This window comes from Anaeromassilibacillus sp. D41t1_190614_C2, from assembly GCF_015558525.1.
Classification (GTDB): domain Bacteria; phylum Bacillota; class Clostridia; order Oscillospirales; family Acutalibacteraceae; genus Anaeromassilibacillus; species Anaeromassilibacillus stercoravium.
The window spans coordinates 98,510-114,254 of record NZ_JADMOD010000003.1 but is presented as its reverse complement, the minus strand read 5'-3'; the positions used below and the strand labels follow the sequence as shown (position 1 = coordinate 114,254).

Genomic DNA, 15,745 nt, shown 5'->3' with positions numbered 1-15,745 from the left:
TCGCCGTCTTTCAGCGCGCGGAGCTCATTGCGCCAGCTCAACAGCTCTTTGTAGTGGTTCAGCATGGAATCCGGATCGTCAACCTGTGCTTCTACAGAGGTTTCGCCGCCCAAGCTGTACTTATTTTTACCATTCAGCCAGTCGGTCAGGCCCTCGCCCTCGTTGCTCTCATACCACGGCATGGGCTCGCGGATGTTCTGGTCCGGCTTCATGCCCTGCAAGCCAACTTCTTCACCGTAATAGATGAAGGTGTTGCCCGGCAACGTCAGATAGAGGGAAGCTGCCGTCTTCGCATGGTCCTCGTTGCCTTCCATCACGCTCATGGTACGGTTCTGGTCATGGTTGGTCAGGAACGTGCAGTCCTCAAACTTGCCGTTGGAAGCAAAGCCGAATTTATCGAATACTTCGCACAGTTCGGAGACAAATCCTCCATTATGTTCGCTCTGCGCTACTTCCAGCAGTTCGCTGGCAAGGCTGAAATCAAAGGTATTCTGCAGGGCGCCGTCCTGTACAAACGGAACCATACGGTCTGTGTTCGGCTCCCAGACTTCGCCTACCAGGAATACATCCGGATTGACCTCTTCCATTCCTGCGCGGAATTCCTTCCACCAGGCCGCGTTCTTGTCCGCGATCTCCGGGGTGTACATCGTATCGAGGTAGTCGCCATAGATGTGGCGGGCTGCGTCAAGACGGAAGCCATCCACGCCCTTTTCCAGCCAGAACTGGCCGGCATTGATCATTTCCTCATGTACCGCCGGATTATCATAGTTCAGGTCCGGCATTCCGCCGCCGAACAAGCCCAGATAGCGGTAACCCGGGGTTGCTCTCCACTGCTGCCATACGCGTTTATTGCCAGAATGTGCGTCGTCCGTCGCGTTGTTGTCTTTATCTTCGTCGTAGTCCGTGCTCTTCTCAATCTTGAAATAGTCGCGGTACGGGCTCGTCTCCGGATTGGTAATTGCATCCCGGAACCACGGGTTGCCACTGCCGCAATGGTTTACCACCAGATCCATAATGACTTTGATCCCATGCGCATGCGCTTCATCCAGCATATTCTCAAAGTCTTCCATCGTGCCATAGTCCTGCTCCACGCTGTAGTAGTCTACCGTATCGTAACCGTGGTAGCTGCCAGACTCGGTAATTGGCATCAGCCAAATTCCCGTGATACCCAGATCCTGCAAATAATCCATCTTGCTGGCCAGGCCGTTAAAGTCACCGATGCCATCCCCGTCGGAATCGCAGAATGCGCGGACAAAGATCTCATAGAAATTGTCCGAAGGCTGTTCATCGATGAGGCCGGTCGGGATTTCCTCCCAGTAGGCATACACGGTGATGCTCTCTGTCACCGGGGTATCGATATAGAACAGGCTGCCCTCTCCATTCGGCTCCGTATACCAGCCCTTAAACGCATAGCCAGGCTTAGACGGATTCTCCGGCAGGAGCACGGTGCTTCCTGCGGTGGTCCAAATGGGGGCCAATGTAGAACCGCCCTGGGAATCAAGTGTTACCACAACCTGGTCCTCTTTTCCAAGAACTACGGTGCTATACGGGGCGATGGTCAGTGTCGTTCCTTCCAGCTTGGATTCCGTGTCAACACTAAACTTTCTCAGGATCTCGTCAAACGAACCAAAGGTTTTGTCTGCTTCCACTTCAACCGTCACAGCTTCGCCGGTCAAGTTGGTCGCCACCAGCACACTTTGATCCTGTGTCATACGGATGTAGGAAGCTACACCGTCATTGCCGGTGTCATATTCTGCCACGTCGCCGTCTTTCAGCGCGCGGAGCTCATTGCGCCAGCTCAACAGCTCTTTGTAGTGGTTCAGCATGGAATCCGGATCGTCAACCTGTGCTTCTACAGAGGTTTCGCCGCCCAAGCTGTACTTATTTTTACCATTCAGCCAGTCGGTCAGGCCCTCGCCCTCGTTGCTCTCATACCACGGCATGGGCTCGCGGATGTTCTGGTCCGGCTTCATGCCCTGCAAGCCAACTTCTTCACCGTAATAGATGAAGGTGTTGCCCGGCAACGTCAGATAGAGGGAAGCTGCCGTCTTCGCATGGTCCTCGTTGCCTTCCATCACGCTCATGGTACGGTTCTGGTCATGGTTGGTCAGGAACGTGCAGTCCTCAAACTTGCCGTTGGAAGCAAAGCCGAATTTATCGAATACTTCGCACAGTTCGGAGACAAATCCTCCATTATGTTCGCTCTGCGCTACTTCCAGCAGTTCGCTGGCAAGGCTGAAATCAAAGGTATTCTGCAGGGCGCCGTCCTGTACAAACGGAACCATACGGTCTGTGTTCGGCTCCCAGACTTCGCCTACCAGGAATACATCCGGATTGACCTCTTCCATTCCTGCGCGGAATTCCTTCCACCAGGCCGCGTTCTTGTCCGCGATCTCCGGGGTGTACATCGTATCGAGGTAGTCGCCATAGATGTGGCGGGCTGCGTCAAGACGGAAGCCATCCACGCCCTTTTCCAGCCAGAACTGGCCGGCATTGATCATTTCCTCATGTACCGCCGGATTATCATAGTTCAGGTCCGGCATTCCGCCGCCGAACAAGCCCAGATAGCGGTAACCCGGGGTTGCTCTCCACTGCTGCCATACGCGTTTATTGCCAGAATGTGCGTCGTCCGTCGCGTTGTTGTCTTTATCTTCGTCGTAGTCCGTGCTCTTCTCAATCTTGAAATAGTCGCGGTACGGGCTCGTCTCCGGATTGGTAATTGCATCCCGGAACCACGGGTTGCCACTGCCGCAATGGTTTACCACCAGATCCATAATGACTTTGATCCCATGCGCATGCGCTTCATCCAGCATATTCTCAAAGTCTTCCATCGTGCCATAGTCCTGCTCCACGCTGTAGTAGTCTACCGTATCGTAACCGTGGTAGCTGCCAGACTCGGTAATTGGCATCAGCCAAATTCCCGTGATACCCAGATCCTGCAAATAATCCATCTTGCTGGCCAGGCCGTTAAAGTCACCGATGCCATCCCCGTCGGAATCGCAGAATGCGCGGACAAAGATCTCATAGAAATTGTCCGAAGGCTGTTCATCGATGAGGCCGGTCGGGATTTCCTCCCAGTAGGCATACACGGTGATGCTCTCTGTCACCGGGGTATCGATATAGAACAGGCTGCCTTCTCCGTTCGGCTCCGTATACCAGCCCTTAAACGCATAACCGGGCTTCGATGGATTCTCCGGCAGCAGGACTGTGCTTCCCGCGGTGGTCTCGATTGGGGCCAGCTCGGCCCCCCCTTGTGAATCAAATGTTACTGTGACAGTATCTCCAGCCGAGGCTGAAACGGCCGTTCCTATACTGCCAACCTGTTCCTGCGCAGCGAGTCCGACGCTACAGGTAGAAGTTGCCATTAGTAACGCAAGCATTAGGGCGGTAATTTTTCTGCCCATTTTTGACATGTTTAACCCTCCTTGTCTCAATCGTCCCTTTTGCAAGTCCATATTCTTGTCACTCCTTTCTTCTTTTTTCTAAAGATATAGTTGGACTTGCCCTTTGAATTCGTCATCATCTTCGTTCAACGAATTCATTTGTTTTTCGGTAATTTTATTGTAAAACGGGAAGGTTCGCCAGTAAATATAAAAAAAGTACGATACACATTGAAATTTCATGTATTTTATATACCATCCTTTTTTATGCTTCGAATTCATGCTATGATAAGAATCAGAAAGCAGGCGAACGGCCAAAGCCATTCGCCTGCTAAAGGAATCATTTATCTTGTGCATGAAGCCGGTTGACCTCTTCTGTCACGAGGTCTCCGCCTGCATCCAGCCATTCTTCTACAAAGGCATCAAATGCTTCCAAAGGGGCTTCTCCCGTAACAATACGAAGCATCATTTCCTGCTCCATTTCTTCAAGGGCCGGCCAATATTTCCGCATGATGTTCGTCTCTCGCACAAATACAGGTGTCACCTTCTTTATGGGTGTCTCCATATAGAGTTGATAGGCCTCGATATAAGATTTATATTGCTGCCAATCCCACGGAGAAGGCGTTTCTCCTTCTTCCAAGGCCTGCAAATATGCGGTTATTTTCTGAAAGTTTGACTTGTGGGTTGCATTCAATTCATCCACCTGTATTTCTCCCCGGAGCGCTTGATCCAAGGTGGCACCAGAGCGGGCAAACGAATCATCATATCCAATATGCATATTGAGCAGCATTCCATCCCGGTTTAACTGGTTTTTAAATTCTGGTTCCACGTCCTGCACGTAATCGAACTGCACGCTTGCCATCTTGATGGCAACTTCTGGATGCGAATAGCCCTTGCGGACAACAATGTAGCTGCTATTGGGGTTGCCCTCGAACATCGTTATATATCCATTTTCATCTTTTGGCACGATATACGGCGTCCAATCGGCTTCTGGATTTTTCAATAAACATTCCGGAAGGACTTCACTGCTCCAATAGTTTCCAAAGAAGGCCCCACTGATGCCTTCGGCCAATAATTCTTGGCAATCCTCTTCCGTCCGCAAAAGGAATTGCTGGTCGAGAAGCCCTTCTTGATACAATTTAGCGACTTCCGCCAACGCATTCTTCATCTCCGGCTGAATGGAACCATAGGCAACCGAGCCGTCCTCCTGCTCCATCCACTGTTTCGGAAACGCCCCATAAAGGGTAAACACACTGTTGAGCATATATAATCCGCCGGAATCCCCCGCAATTTCCGGGCTGCACACAAGGCCAATGGTCTTGCCTGGACCATTCCCTCCCGGGTCCTCTTGTATAAAGCGGCGGAGAATCTGTTCAATGTCCTCCATCGTCTCCGGGGCTGGAAGGTTCAGCTTTTCCATCCAATCCTTGCGCAACCACAATACCCCCGGCCCATGCGACATTTCGGTCGTGGGCAAGGCCATTAACCGCTCATCAAATGTCGCCGCATCCAGGCATGCGCCGCCATAGGAGTCATAGATTTCTTTGATGTGGTCACTGGCGCAATTCTCATAGGCCTCTGTTAAATCTGCGATCTGCCCAGATTCATACAACCGCAGAAGCTGTTGCCCATTGACCGTCATAATATCTGGAATATCCCCGCTGACAATGGCCATTGAAACTTTCTGCTGGAAATCCTCTTCACTTTGGACATCAAAGGCGTTGGTAAATTCAATATTTAGGAAGTCTGCTAAAAAGCGTTGATACGTCCAGACGTCATCCTGTAACGCCTGTTCCAATGTATACCCGTTGCTCTTTCTCCCTACGGTACAGGCTACCGGCTCCGGATATTTGCCAAACGGGGTATGCGCGGCAGTCTCCCAGGAAAGGCCTTCTTCCTCCTGCTCTTGATACAGCGAAGCTTCTGCAACTTTTTCTGTCTCTTTCGTTGTCCGGTCACATCCTTGTAGAATCCCCACCATTAGGATTAGGAACCAGGCGCATATTTGGTGTATCTTTTTGGTCTGTTTCACTCCGGACACCTCTTTCTTGGGTTTCAATGTTTTTATTATATAAAGAGTCCCTTGCCTTCAAAATTTTCTCATGGAATTTAATAAAAAACTTTCAAGATTCCTTTGGATTTAATGGGATAAAATTAAAATAGATGGATTATTTTAATAAGAGAGGAGTTCCTTCTATGATACATATGTTGGTTGTGGATGATGAAGCGGAGGAACGGGAAGGGATTCTCTTTCTGCTTCACAAATATGGCTTCAATATGGAAACCGGCCAAGCCCCCAATGGGAAAGCGGCACTCGACTACCTAAAGAACCGCGCCGTCGACATCCTGTTTACAGACGTGCGGATGCCCTTTATGGATGGGCTCACTCTCGCTAAAGAAGCGCTGTTGCTACAACCCAACATCCGGGTGATCCTATTTAGTGGGTTTAGCGAATTCGAATATGCCAAGACCGCTATTTCGCTGGGGGTCCGGGAATACATCCTTAAGCCAGTAAACGTCGAGGAATTCTGCACAGTTATGCAACGGGTTTCCGCAGAAATCCTTTCCCGCCGGTCGGAAGAAGAACGGAACAACCGCCGGATTGCTTACGCGCGGGAACATCTTCTCTATTCCTTAGTCAACGGTACTCCCTTGGAAACATTGACTGCGGAAGCCGGGGCCCTGTTCGATCTAGGCTTTTTGAATCAATATACCAACATGGTCTTGCTAGAGTTCAACCGGAATTTTTTCGATCACGCTGGGCAAGAATTCTCTGAGGAACTTTCGCAACTGCTTCCCCTTCCCTTTGACTATCTCAACTTAAACCCCTGTGAAAGCCTGTTGTTCTTTTCCAATGCTGCCAATCGGACCGATTGGGCTTCTTTGTCCGCTGACATCCGGCGGTTTATCCAACAGCGCTATCGTGTGGATGGTTATCTGGCCTTCAGCGAAGATTTTTCAGGAGCTTCTGAGATCCCGACGGCCTTTGAATCCCTGGAACAGGCGTTGGAAAACCGCTTTTTTCTCCCAGACACCTATGTGTTCTCTGCTTATGCCTCCTCTCAAAAATTAAACAGCGGTTATCAAGATGTCTCTTCCCTGTTTACTTCTTTGGAAGCGGCCCTGCAAGAGCACAATTTGGATGCCGTTCATAGAAACATACAACTGCTTTGCGACGCATATGCTGGTCAAACCAATCTTTCTCACTTATATGTAAAATTTGTGTTTTCCAATTTGCTACGGGATGTTTCTATCCATTGGGCCCATTTCTCCGAAGAAGAACTGTTTCGGAAAGTAGAATCCATCTACCAAAGCAACAGTTACCAAGAAATAGCCAATATTCTAGAACAGAATTTAGAACATCCTAACATGGAATCCCATGCCCCATCCAACTACGTTGAAACCGTCAAGCGATATATCAGCAAACATTATGACCAAGAGCTCAATCTGGAAAACCTCTCAGAAATCGTCTATTTGTCTCCCCGTTATCTGAGCTCCATTTTTAAAAAAGAGACGGGATATGGGCTTAATAAATATATAAAGGCATTCCGCATGGAAAAAGCAAAAGAGCTTTTGGAAACCACCCACATGAAAGTTGTAACTATCTGCAATGCCGTTGGATATTCCAATGTATCCTATTTCATCCAGAGCTTCCGTGAATATTTTGGAAGCAGCCCTGAAAAATTCCGGCAAAAGGAAGATTGATATGAAGTCTCCTATCCACTTATTGAAGGACCTCACGTTCCGAAAAAAAATCATGCTGTGCTTTTTGCTGGTTAGTATTATCCCCGTGGCAATCCTCGGGCTATTTTGCTATCAACAAACAAAGGCTTTGTTGGTTTCACAAGAAGAGGCTAACCTGCAATCCTCCTTGCAACAGGCTGCCGACTCCCTGGACAACCAGATCCAGATCTATAACAACCTCTCGGACTATTTGGCCTTTGACTCTGATCTAAACGAATCAGCCAATCGTATCTATACCAATTACATGGAACTCTATGATGCCTATAGCAAAACAATCAGCCCTCTATTTTTATCTATGAAAAACCTTCATGACGATGTGGAGCGAATCACTTTATATTCTGGCACCAATATGGAAAAACACGGCAATATGGTGATCCCCCTACAAGATGCCGAAGGGGAGATCTGGTATGAACCCAGTATCCAATCTTCTAAAATCAATTGGTTTGTGCCGGCGGAGGACATTGTCTGCGCTGTCCGGCGTATGCCTGAACCAGACAGCGGCGGAACTGCAAAAAATCTTTTGTATATCGAAATCGACTCTCAAAAACTCTTTTCCTCCTTTTTGGAGCTATCCAAAAATTCCTGTGGAATCTATCTGGCCGATTCCAATGGAAGCGCTGTATATTCTGAAATCTTTGCCGGCCTCGATGTGAGTGAAGTTCCACCGTTGGAGACTCTTTTAGATTCCGATTCTTCTTCCATTACCTGGAACTCTTCTGATTACACCGTAATTCAAGCAAACATTCCTTCCTGTGGCTGGGATGTTTACCTGTATAAGCCAATCCATCTTATTACAGATGCAGCCACCCCCATCGTTTTGACCGTTGCTTTCATTATTATGCTTTGCTTAATCCTGGTGGTCTTGATCGGATGGCTGCTTTCCCATGCGGTGGTCAGCCGGATTGAAAAACTCCAAAAGACCATGCAGCAAGTTGAGGGAGGCGACATGGGGGTAACGATCACCAGCGAATCCCACGACGAAGTTGGGGATCTAATTCGGAGCTTTCAGAAGATGCTGGATAAGATCAACGCCCTGATCAATGAGGTCTATACGGGGAAGCTTGCACAAAAAGAAGCGGAAATGCGTGCTCTTCAAGCGCAGATCAATCCCCATTTTTTATACAATAGCCTGTCCCTCATCAATTGGAGGGCCATCCGTGCAGACGCCCCTGATATCAGCGAAATGGCGCAGCTCCTGTCTACATTCTACCGAACCACGTTGAATAAGGGAAAACAGCTTACATCTGTAGCAGACGAGCTGAAAAATACGCGCTCCTATATCGATATCCAGCGGATCATGCATAGCGGCCAATTCGAAGCAATCTATCAAATCGAAGAAGGGCTTGGCGAATATCTGATGCTGAATCTTCTCCTACAACCTTTGGTGGAAAACGCCATTGTCCATGGCTTGGACCAGCGTCCGGACGGCGGGGGAATCCTCCGGATCACTGCCGCACATAAAAAGGACACCATTGTCTTCATGGTAGAAGACAATGGTGTCGGAATCGATCCACAGGCCCTTCCGAACCTGTTGACACAGGATTCCGGCGGGTATGGGATCAAAAATGTCCATGAGCGTATTCAACTCTATTACGGCAAAGAGTTTGGCCTTACTCTGGAGAGCAAATTATCGGTTGGAACACGCGCCACCCTGACAATCCCTGCGCGCAGAAAAAATTTTGAATCTCAACTCAACCAGTAGCAGGTCTTTTCAGAGAAGGTCATCCCAATCTTTTGTTGCAAATGCATAGAGGCGAGATTGCCCACAATGACCTGCCCGTAAGGGGTCCATCCCTTCTCCTTGATCCGATAAATGGCGTACGATTCCAGTACGAAGGCTAACCCTCTCCGCTGGTACTCCGGCAAAATCTCCAACATGCCGAGCGATCCCTCTGCGTGCATGCCGATAAACCCCGCCGGCTTTCCTTCCACAAAGATGCCATACATTTCTCCGGAATGCAGGCGTTGGAGCAGGTAGTCCTCGTCCGTCACCATCTTATAGTGCTGATGCACAAACGGAAGGGCCGATTCATCCAAAGAATGAATGTCCCACCCTGCTTCGCGGTTGGGATGCGGCGCTTCCGATTTTAAATAAGCGGCTTGGTAACACCGTTCCCCGAAGGAAAGGTTCAAAGCCGTCGATAGGAACTCTCGATAAAAATCCTGATGGCAAACCAACAGATCTGTCCCCTGTAGAAGCGGCAGACATTCCCGAAGGGCGCCTTCTGTTTCCACACTCAATTGACACGTCCCGGACGGTTGATCGCGCAAGAGAACCCCCGTCTCTGACACATAAAGGCACTCTGCATTCCCACGCCGGATGCATTCCAGCATATCGATGTGAAGGAGCGGGTCCTTTTCCAAAAAACGGACGGCCTGTTCCAATTGTTTCATCTGTATCGTTCCCCCCACTTTAATCCTGAAATGACATAACCCAACAAAAAAGCCCCTGGGATTTCCCAGGGGCCAATTTTATCCAGAAAGAAACCCTTACGCGTTGCGCAGAGCCAGTTCTTCCTTGAGCTTCTCTGTGAAGAGCGGCAGAATCTTGGTCACGTCGCCAACAATGCCGTAATCCGCTACTTCGAAGATCGGCGCGTTCTCATCCTTATTGATCGCAATGATCACGTCGGAATCCTCCATGCCGGCCAAGTGCTGGATAGCGCCGGAGATGCCGCAGGCAATGTAGAGGTTCGGGCGAACGGTCTTACCGGTCTGGCCAACCTGTACATCTTTCTCAGCCCAGCCTGCATCGACACACGCTCTGGACGCGCTCACCTCGCCGCCGAGGACGTCCGCCAGATCACGCAGGAGCTTGAAGTTCTCCGGGCAGCCCATGCCACGGCCGCCGGAAACCAGAATCTTGGCATCCTGGATGTCGATCTTGTCGCTGACCTTCTTTACAACGTCAAGCACTTCTACATACTTGTTGTTCTTCTCAAATCCAGGATCGTACTTCTCAACCGGAGCTTCTGCGCCGTCGATCGGCTTAATCTTCTGCATAACGCCAGGACGAACCGTCGCCATCTGCGGACGATGCTCCGGGCAGAGGATGGTCGCCATGATGTTGCCGCCGAATGCCGGACGGGTCATCTTCAGATTCTTCGTATCCGGATCGATCTCCAGCTTCGTGCAGTCGGCGGTCAGGCCGGTATGCACGCGAGCAGACACGCGCGGCGCCAGGTCGCGGCCGATTGCCGTTGCGCCATAGAGGACGACTGCGGGCTTGTACTTCTCAATCACGCTGTACATCGCGTGTGCATACGGCTCCGTGGTATACGGCTCCAAAGCCTCGTTGTCGACCAGGATGATCTTGTCCGCGCCATAGCGGGCAAGCTTCGGGCAGAGGTCCTCTACCTGATAACCGAGCAAAACTGCGGTCACTTCTGTTCCCAGATCCGCAGCGAGCTCCTTGCCTTTGCCGAGCAACTCATAAGAAACGCCAGTGATTTTATGATCCACCTGCTGGACGAATACAAATACGCCCTGATAATCCTGTAAATTCATTTTTTGCTCACCACTTTCAATATTCTCAGTTGTCATCACAAACTACAAATTAAATAATGAACTTTTCCTTGAGCTTCTCGATCATGTAGTTGGCGGACTCTTCCGGATCGAGCTGGACAACTGTGCCAGCTGCCTTCAAGCTCTTCGTGAACGTCTGGAACACTCTGGTGGGTGAGCCCTTCAGGCCGATATTTGCCTGGTCAACGGTAATATCCTTCAGGCCCCAAACCTTAACTTCTTTTTCTCTGTAAGCATCAAAGATGCCGCCGGGCGTCATATAGCGGGGCTTATTCAGCTCGGTCAATGCGGTGATCAGGCAGGGCATCTTTGCCTTGACGATATGATAACGATCCTCATACTGACGCTTTACAATCACAGAATCGCCCTCGACCTTGATCTCTTCCGCATAGCTGATGTTCGGAATGCCGAGATGCTCGGAAATCTGCGGGCCAACCTGCGCCGTATCACCGTCGATCGCCTGACGGCCGGTGATGATGAGGTCATAATCCAGGTTCTTAATAGCAGCAGCAATCGTCGTGGAGGTTGCCCACGTATCTGCGCCGCCAAACGCTCTGTCGGAAACCAAGATGGCTTCGTCTGCGCCCATTGCCAGCGCTTCGCGCAGCGCTGCGTCCGCCTGCGGCGGGCCCATGGAGAGGACCGTCACATGCGCGCCCATGGAGTCCTTCAAGCGGAGAGCCGCTTCGAGACCTGCTTTATCGTCCGGATTGATGATGCTCGGCACGCCTTCACGAATCAGGGTACCGGTCACCGGATCCAGCTTTACTTCATTGGTATTCGGAACTTGCTTAATGCAAACTACGATATTCAAAGATTTTCACTCCTTTTGGCCTTTATCGACTATTTAATTACATTCGAGGAGATAACCATGCGCTGTACTTCGCTGGTGCCTTCGTAAATTTCCGTGATCTTTGCATCGCGCATCATGCGCTCAACCGGGTACTCTCTCGTGTAACCATAGCCGCCAAAGAGCTGTACCGCCTTGGTGGTTACTTCCATCGCAACTTCAGCAGCGTACAACTTCGCCATTGCCGCCTCGACGGAGAAACGCTTCTTGGTATCCTTTGCAATTGCCGCACGGTACACCAGATAACGGGCAGCCTCTACCTTCGTCGCCATATCTGCGATCTGGAACTGCGTATTCTGGAACTTCGCGATCGGACGGCCAAACTGCTTTCTTTCCTTTACATAAGCGATGGTCTCCTCCAGCGCGCCCTCAGCAATGCCCAAAGCCTGTGCTGCGATGCCGATTCTGCCGCCGTCCAACGTCGCCATAGCGATGCTGAAGCCCTTGCCTTCCTGTCCCAAGAGGTTCTCCTTCGGAACGATGCAGTTCTCGAAGATCAGCTCTGTGGTGGAAGAACCGCGGATACCCATCTTCTTCTCCTTGGTGCCGATGCGGAAGCCCGGGAAGTCCTTCTCTACGATGAACGCGGAGATGCCCTTCGTACCCTTGCTCTTATCGGTCATCGCGAAGATGATGTAGACATCCGCCTCGCCGCCGTTCGTGATGAAAATCTTGCTGCCGTTGAGGACATAATGATCGCCCTCCAAAACAGCCTTGGTCTGCTGGCCAGAAGCATCCGTGCCTGCGCCGGGCTCGGTCAGGCCAAACGCACCCAGCATCTTTCCGGAAGCCAGCGGACGCAGATACTTTTCTTTCTGCTCCGGGGTACCGAACTTCTTAATCGGGTCCGTGCCCAGGGAAGTATGCGCGGAAACAATAACGCCCGTGGTCGCGCAGACCTTGGAGAGCTCTTCCACGCACAGCACATAGGTGAGCGTGTCACAGCCCTGGCCGCCGTACTCCTTCGGCTGCGGAATTCCCATGAAACCGAGCTTCTGCATCTTTTCAACGGTCTCTCTCGGGAAGTGCTCCGTCTCGTCGACTTCCTGTGCAAGAGGTTTTACTTCATTCTCCGCAAACTCTTTAAAGAGCGTGCGGGCCATTTCCTGTTCTTTGCTCAGTACGAAATCCATACCTGTTCCTCCAAATCAAAATTTACGCCAAATCGTTTCTTATTTGGTGTAATCGTAGAATCCCTTGCCAGTCTTCTGGCCGAGCTTGCCAGCGCGGACCATCTTTCTGAGCAGCGGATGCGGACGGTACTTCGGATCGCCCGTCTCAGCCTGCAGAACTTCCATGATCGCCAAGCAAACGTCCAGGCCGATCAGATCGCCCAAAGCGAGCGGGCCCATCGGATGGTTTGCACCGAGCTTCATCGCGGTGTCGATGCCCTCAACAGAAGCAACACCGTCTGCATAGATGCCAACTGCCTCGTTGATCATCGGGATCAGGATGCGGTTTACAACAAAGCCAGCTGCCTCGTTGACCTGAACCGGGGTCTTGCCGATGGACTCGGAAACCTCGATCACCTTCTGAACGGTCTCCGGGCTAGTGGTCTCGCCTGCGATGACTTCCACCAGCTTCATAACCGGAGCCGGATTGAAGAAGTGCATGCCGACAACTGCTCTGTCAAGGCCATTGGAGATTTCTGTAATGGAGAGGGAGGAAGTGTTGGTTGCAAAGATGCAATCCTTCTTGCAGATGCCTTCCAACTGCTTGAAGATTTCCTTCTTCAGCTCCATCTTTTCCAGCGCAGCCTCTACAACGAGGTCGCAATCTGCAACGATTTCATTCGTACCAGTGGTGATCTTCGCCAGGATTGCATCCGCAGCGGCCTGCTCCATCTTGCCCTTCGCAACTCTCTTGTTGAGTCCCTTTGCGATCTTTGCCTTACCGTTTTCTGCCCACTCTGCCTTCACGTCGCAGAGCTTTACTTCATAACCTTCTGTCTGAGCAAATGCCTGTGCGATGCCGGAGCCCATGGTTCCTGCGCCGATAACACCAATTTTCATAATAAGAAACCTCCTATAGTAATCTTTATGTTGGCCCGCACCGGTATCGCCCTCTTTCGAACGCAATACCGGTGCGGATGATAAATAAAACTTATTTATTGACAAAGGGTTCGGGCTTCCGCTTCTCAACAAAAGCCGTCATGCCGTTCTTCTGGTCTTCCGTCTCGAAGCAGCTGCCGAAGAGCTTCTCCTCGATGACGATCGCCTCGTCCATGTTGACCTGCAGGCCGTCGTTGATCGCCTTCTTGCAAGCGCGGACCGCGATCGGTGCATTGGCGGAAATCCGCTCTGCCAGCTTCATCGCAGCGGGCATGAGCTCCTCTGCCGGATACACGGCAGAAACCAGGCCCAGGCTGAGCGCCTCCGGCGCCTTGACCTTCGTGCCGGCATAGATCATTTCCTTTGCCTTGCCCACATTGATTGTACGGGCAAGACGCTGCGTGCCACCGAAGCCGGGGGTAATACCCAAGCCGGTCTCCGGCTGGCCGAATACGGCGTTCTCCGCGGCAAGACGGATGTCGCAGCTCAAAGAGAGCTCGCAGCCGCCGCCGAGGGCGAATCCATTGACCGCTGCGATCACCGGGATCGGCAGCGTCTCAATCTTGCGGAATACATCGTTGCCCTTCTTGCCGAAGGCCTCGCCTTCCGCCTTTGTCAGCGTGCTCATCTCGCCGATGTCCGCGCCGGCAACGAAGGACTTCTGGCCTGCGCCTGTGATGATCAGGCAACGGGTGGAATCCAGATCAATTGCATCCAATGCTGCGTCGAGATCCGCCAAAACCTCGGAATTCAACGCGTTCAAAGCTTTTTCACGGTCGATCGTCAGCACGCCGACGAAGCCGTTCTGCTCATATTTAATATAGCTCATCGTTTAAACGCTCCCTGCTCTTATTTGTAGTTCTTTACGATGGAGGCAACGCCCATGCCGCCGCCGACGCACAGCGTCGCGAGGCCGTAGTTGGAACCTCTCTTCTTCATCTCATGCAGCAGGGTAACCAGGATACGGCAGCCGGAAGCGCCGACCGGATGGCCCAGAGCAATTGCACCGCCGTTGACGTTGACCTTGGACATATCAAAGTTGAGGTCCTTCGCAACCGCCAGGGACTGCGCCGCAAACGCCTCGTTTGCCTCGATCAGGTCCATATCCTCGACCGTGAGGTTCGCTCTAGCCATTGCCTTCTTGGTAGCAGCAACCGGGCCAATGCCCATGATGGACGGCTCAACGCCTGCGGAAGCGCCCGTGACCCACTCAGCCATCGGGGTAACGCCCAGCTCTTTGGCCTTCTCTTCGCTCATAACAACGATTGCAGCTGCGCCGTCGTTGATACCGGAAGCATTTGCAGCGGTGACCGTGCCGCCATCGGGCTTGAATGCCGGACGGAGCTTTGCGATGCTCTCAGCGGTAACACCGGCACGCGGGCCCTCGTCCTTTGCGAACATAACAGTCTCCTTCTTCATCTTTACCGGAACGGGAACAATCTCATCATCAAAGCGGCCTTCTGCCTGTGCCTTTTCGCACTTCTGCTGGCTGCAAGCAGCGAACTCGTCCTGCATCTCACGGGTCAGGCCATACTTCTCAGCAACATTCTCAGCGGTGATGCCCATGTGGTAGCCGTTGAATGCATCCCAAAGTGCATCGTTGACCATAGTATCGATCATGGTAGCATTGTTCATGCGATAGCCAAAGCGAGCTTTGGTCAGCGCATACGGAGCGGAGGACATGTTCTCCATACCACCAGCGACCACGATATCCGCTTCGCCAGCCTCGATCATCGCAGCAGCCATGTTCACGCATTTCAGACCGGAACCGCAGACGTTGTTCAGCGTCAAAGCCGGAACTTCGATCGGGATACCTGCATTAACAGCAGCCTGGCGCGCAACGTTCTGGCCCTGGGCAGCCTGCAGAACGCAACCCATCAGAACTTCATCCACCTGGTCAGGCGCAACATTTGCTCTCTTGAGAGCTTCTTTGATCACGATGGAGCCAAGCGTGGCAGCCGGAACGTTTGCCAAAGCGCCGCCCATCTTGCCGATTGCAGTACGTACAGCACCTGCTAACACGATTTTCTTAGACATGATTTTGTTCCTCCATTTCATAATTCACTAACCCGCTCCAACCAAATGTTTCACGGGTCAATCTTCTAATGAATCATTGCATGTTAAATATATCACAATCAATCCGAATATGCAAGGGATTCTATTGCGATTTCGAAGAAAAAAATCATTCTTGTTAC

Annotated in this window: 11 protein-coding genes; 2 read left to right on the top strand and 9 right to left on the bottom strand. The window is 51.3% G+C overall.

What is annotated here, in order from left to right; genetic code table 11:
- Positions 1 to 3,413 (bottom strand): alpha-amylase family glycosyl hydrolase (locus I2G69_RS04740; RefSeq protein ID WP_195560319.1); only part of this gene is annotated, 3,413 nt, incomplete at its 3' end.
- Between the two features lie 307 nt (positions 3,414 to 3,720).
- A complete protein-coding gene (locus I2G69_RS04735; RefSeq protein WP_195560318.1) occupies positions 3,721 to 5,412 on the bottom strand; it encodes an extracellular solute-binding protein in 1,692 nt (563 codons plus the stop codon).
- A 164-nt stretch (positions 5,413 to 5,576) separates the two neighbouring features.
- Here I2G69_RS04735 and I2G69_RS04730 point away from each other — a divergent pair, with 164 nt between their 5' ends.
- Together I2G69_RS04730 and I2G69_RS04725 are read left to right on the top strand one after the other, a co-directional pair.
- Positions 5,577 to 7,085: a response regulator gene (locus I2G69_RS04730; RefSeq protein ID WP_191363054.1), complete on the top strand. Its 1,509-nt coding sequence runs from the start codon at positions 5,577 to 5,579 to the stop codon at positions 7,083 to 7,085.
- A gap of 1 nt (position 7,086) precedes the next feature.
- Complete coding sequence (locus I2G69_RS04725) at positions 7,087 to 8,826, top strand: sensor histidine kinase (RefSeq protein ID WP_195560317.1); 1,740 nt, start codon at positions 7,087 to 7,089, stop codon at positions 8,824 to 8,826.
- Here I2G69_RS04725 and I2G69_RS04720 read toward each other — a convergent pair.
- The 7 genes from I2G69_RS04720 to I2G69_RS04690 form a co-directional block, all read right to left on the bottom strand.
- The gene (locus I2G69_RS04720; protein WP_087233157.1) at positions 8,811 to 9,518 is read right to left on the bottom strand and encodes a GNAT family N-acetyltransferase; all 708 of its coding nucleotides are present in this window, start codon (positions 9,516 to 9,518) and stop codon (positions 8,811 to 8,813) included. The genes I2G69_RS04725 and I2G69_RS04720 overlap by 16 nt on opposite strands.
- Positions 9,519 to 9,614: 96 nt before the next feature.
- Entirely contained in the window at positions 9,615 to 10,631 is a 1,017-nt protein-coding gene (locus I2G69_RS04715; RefSeq protein ID WP_087233467.1) for an electron transfer flavoprotein subunit alpha/FixB family protein, read from the bottom strand.
- A gap of 49 nt (positions 10,632 to 10,680) precedes the next feature.
- Positions 10,681 to 11,463 (bottom strand): electron transfer flavoprotein subunit beta/FixA family protein, encoded by a 783-nt coding sequence (locus I2G69_RS04710; RefSeq protein ID WP_087233154.1) that lies wholly within the window; start codon positions 11,461 to 11,463, stop codon positions 10,681 to 10,683.
- 29 nt (positions 11,464 to 11,492) lie between these two features.
- A complete protein-coding gene (locus tag I2G69_RS04705) occupies positions 11,493 to 12,632 on the bottom strand; it encodes an acyl-CoA dehydrogenase (RefSeq protein ID WP_087233151.1) in 1,140 nt (379 codons plus the stop codon).
- A gap of 39 nt (positions 12,633 to 12,671) precedes the next feature.
- Complete coding sequence (locus I2G69_RS04700) at positions 12,672 to 13,511, bottom strand: 3-hydroxyacyl-CoA dehydrogenase family protein (RefSeq protein ID WP_087233148.1); 840 nt, start codon at positions 13,509 to 13,511, stop codon at positions 12,672 to 12,674.
- A gap of 91 nt (positions 13,512 to 13,602) precedes the next feature.
- Positions 13,603 to 14,379: an enoyl-CoA hydratase-related protein gene (locus I2G69_RS04695; protein ID WP_087233145.1), complete on the bottom strand. Its 777-nt coding sequence runs from the start codon at positions 14,377 to 14,379 to the stop codon at positions 13,603 to 13,605.
- A 20-nt stretch (positions 14,380 to 14,399) separates the two neighbouring features.
- Complete coding sequence (locus I2G69_RS04690; RefSeq protein ID WP_087233142.1) at positions 14,400 to 15,587, bottom strand: acetyl-CoA C-acetyltransferase; 1,188 nt, start codon at positions 15,585 to 15,587, stop codon at positions 14,400 to 14,402.
- Between the last annotated feature and the right edge of the window lie 158 nt (positions 15,588 to 15,745).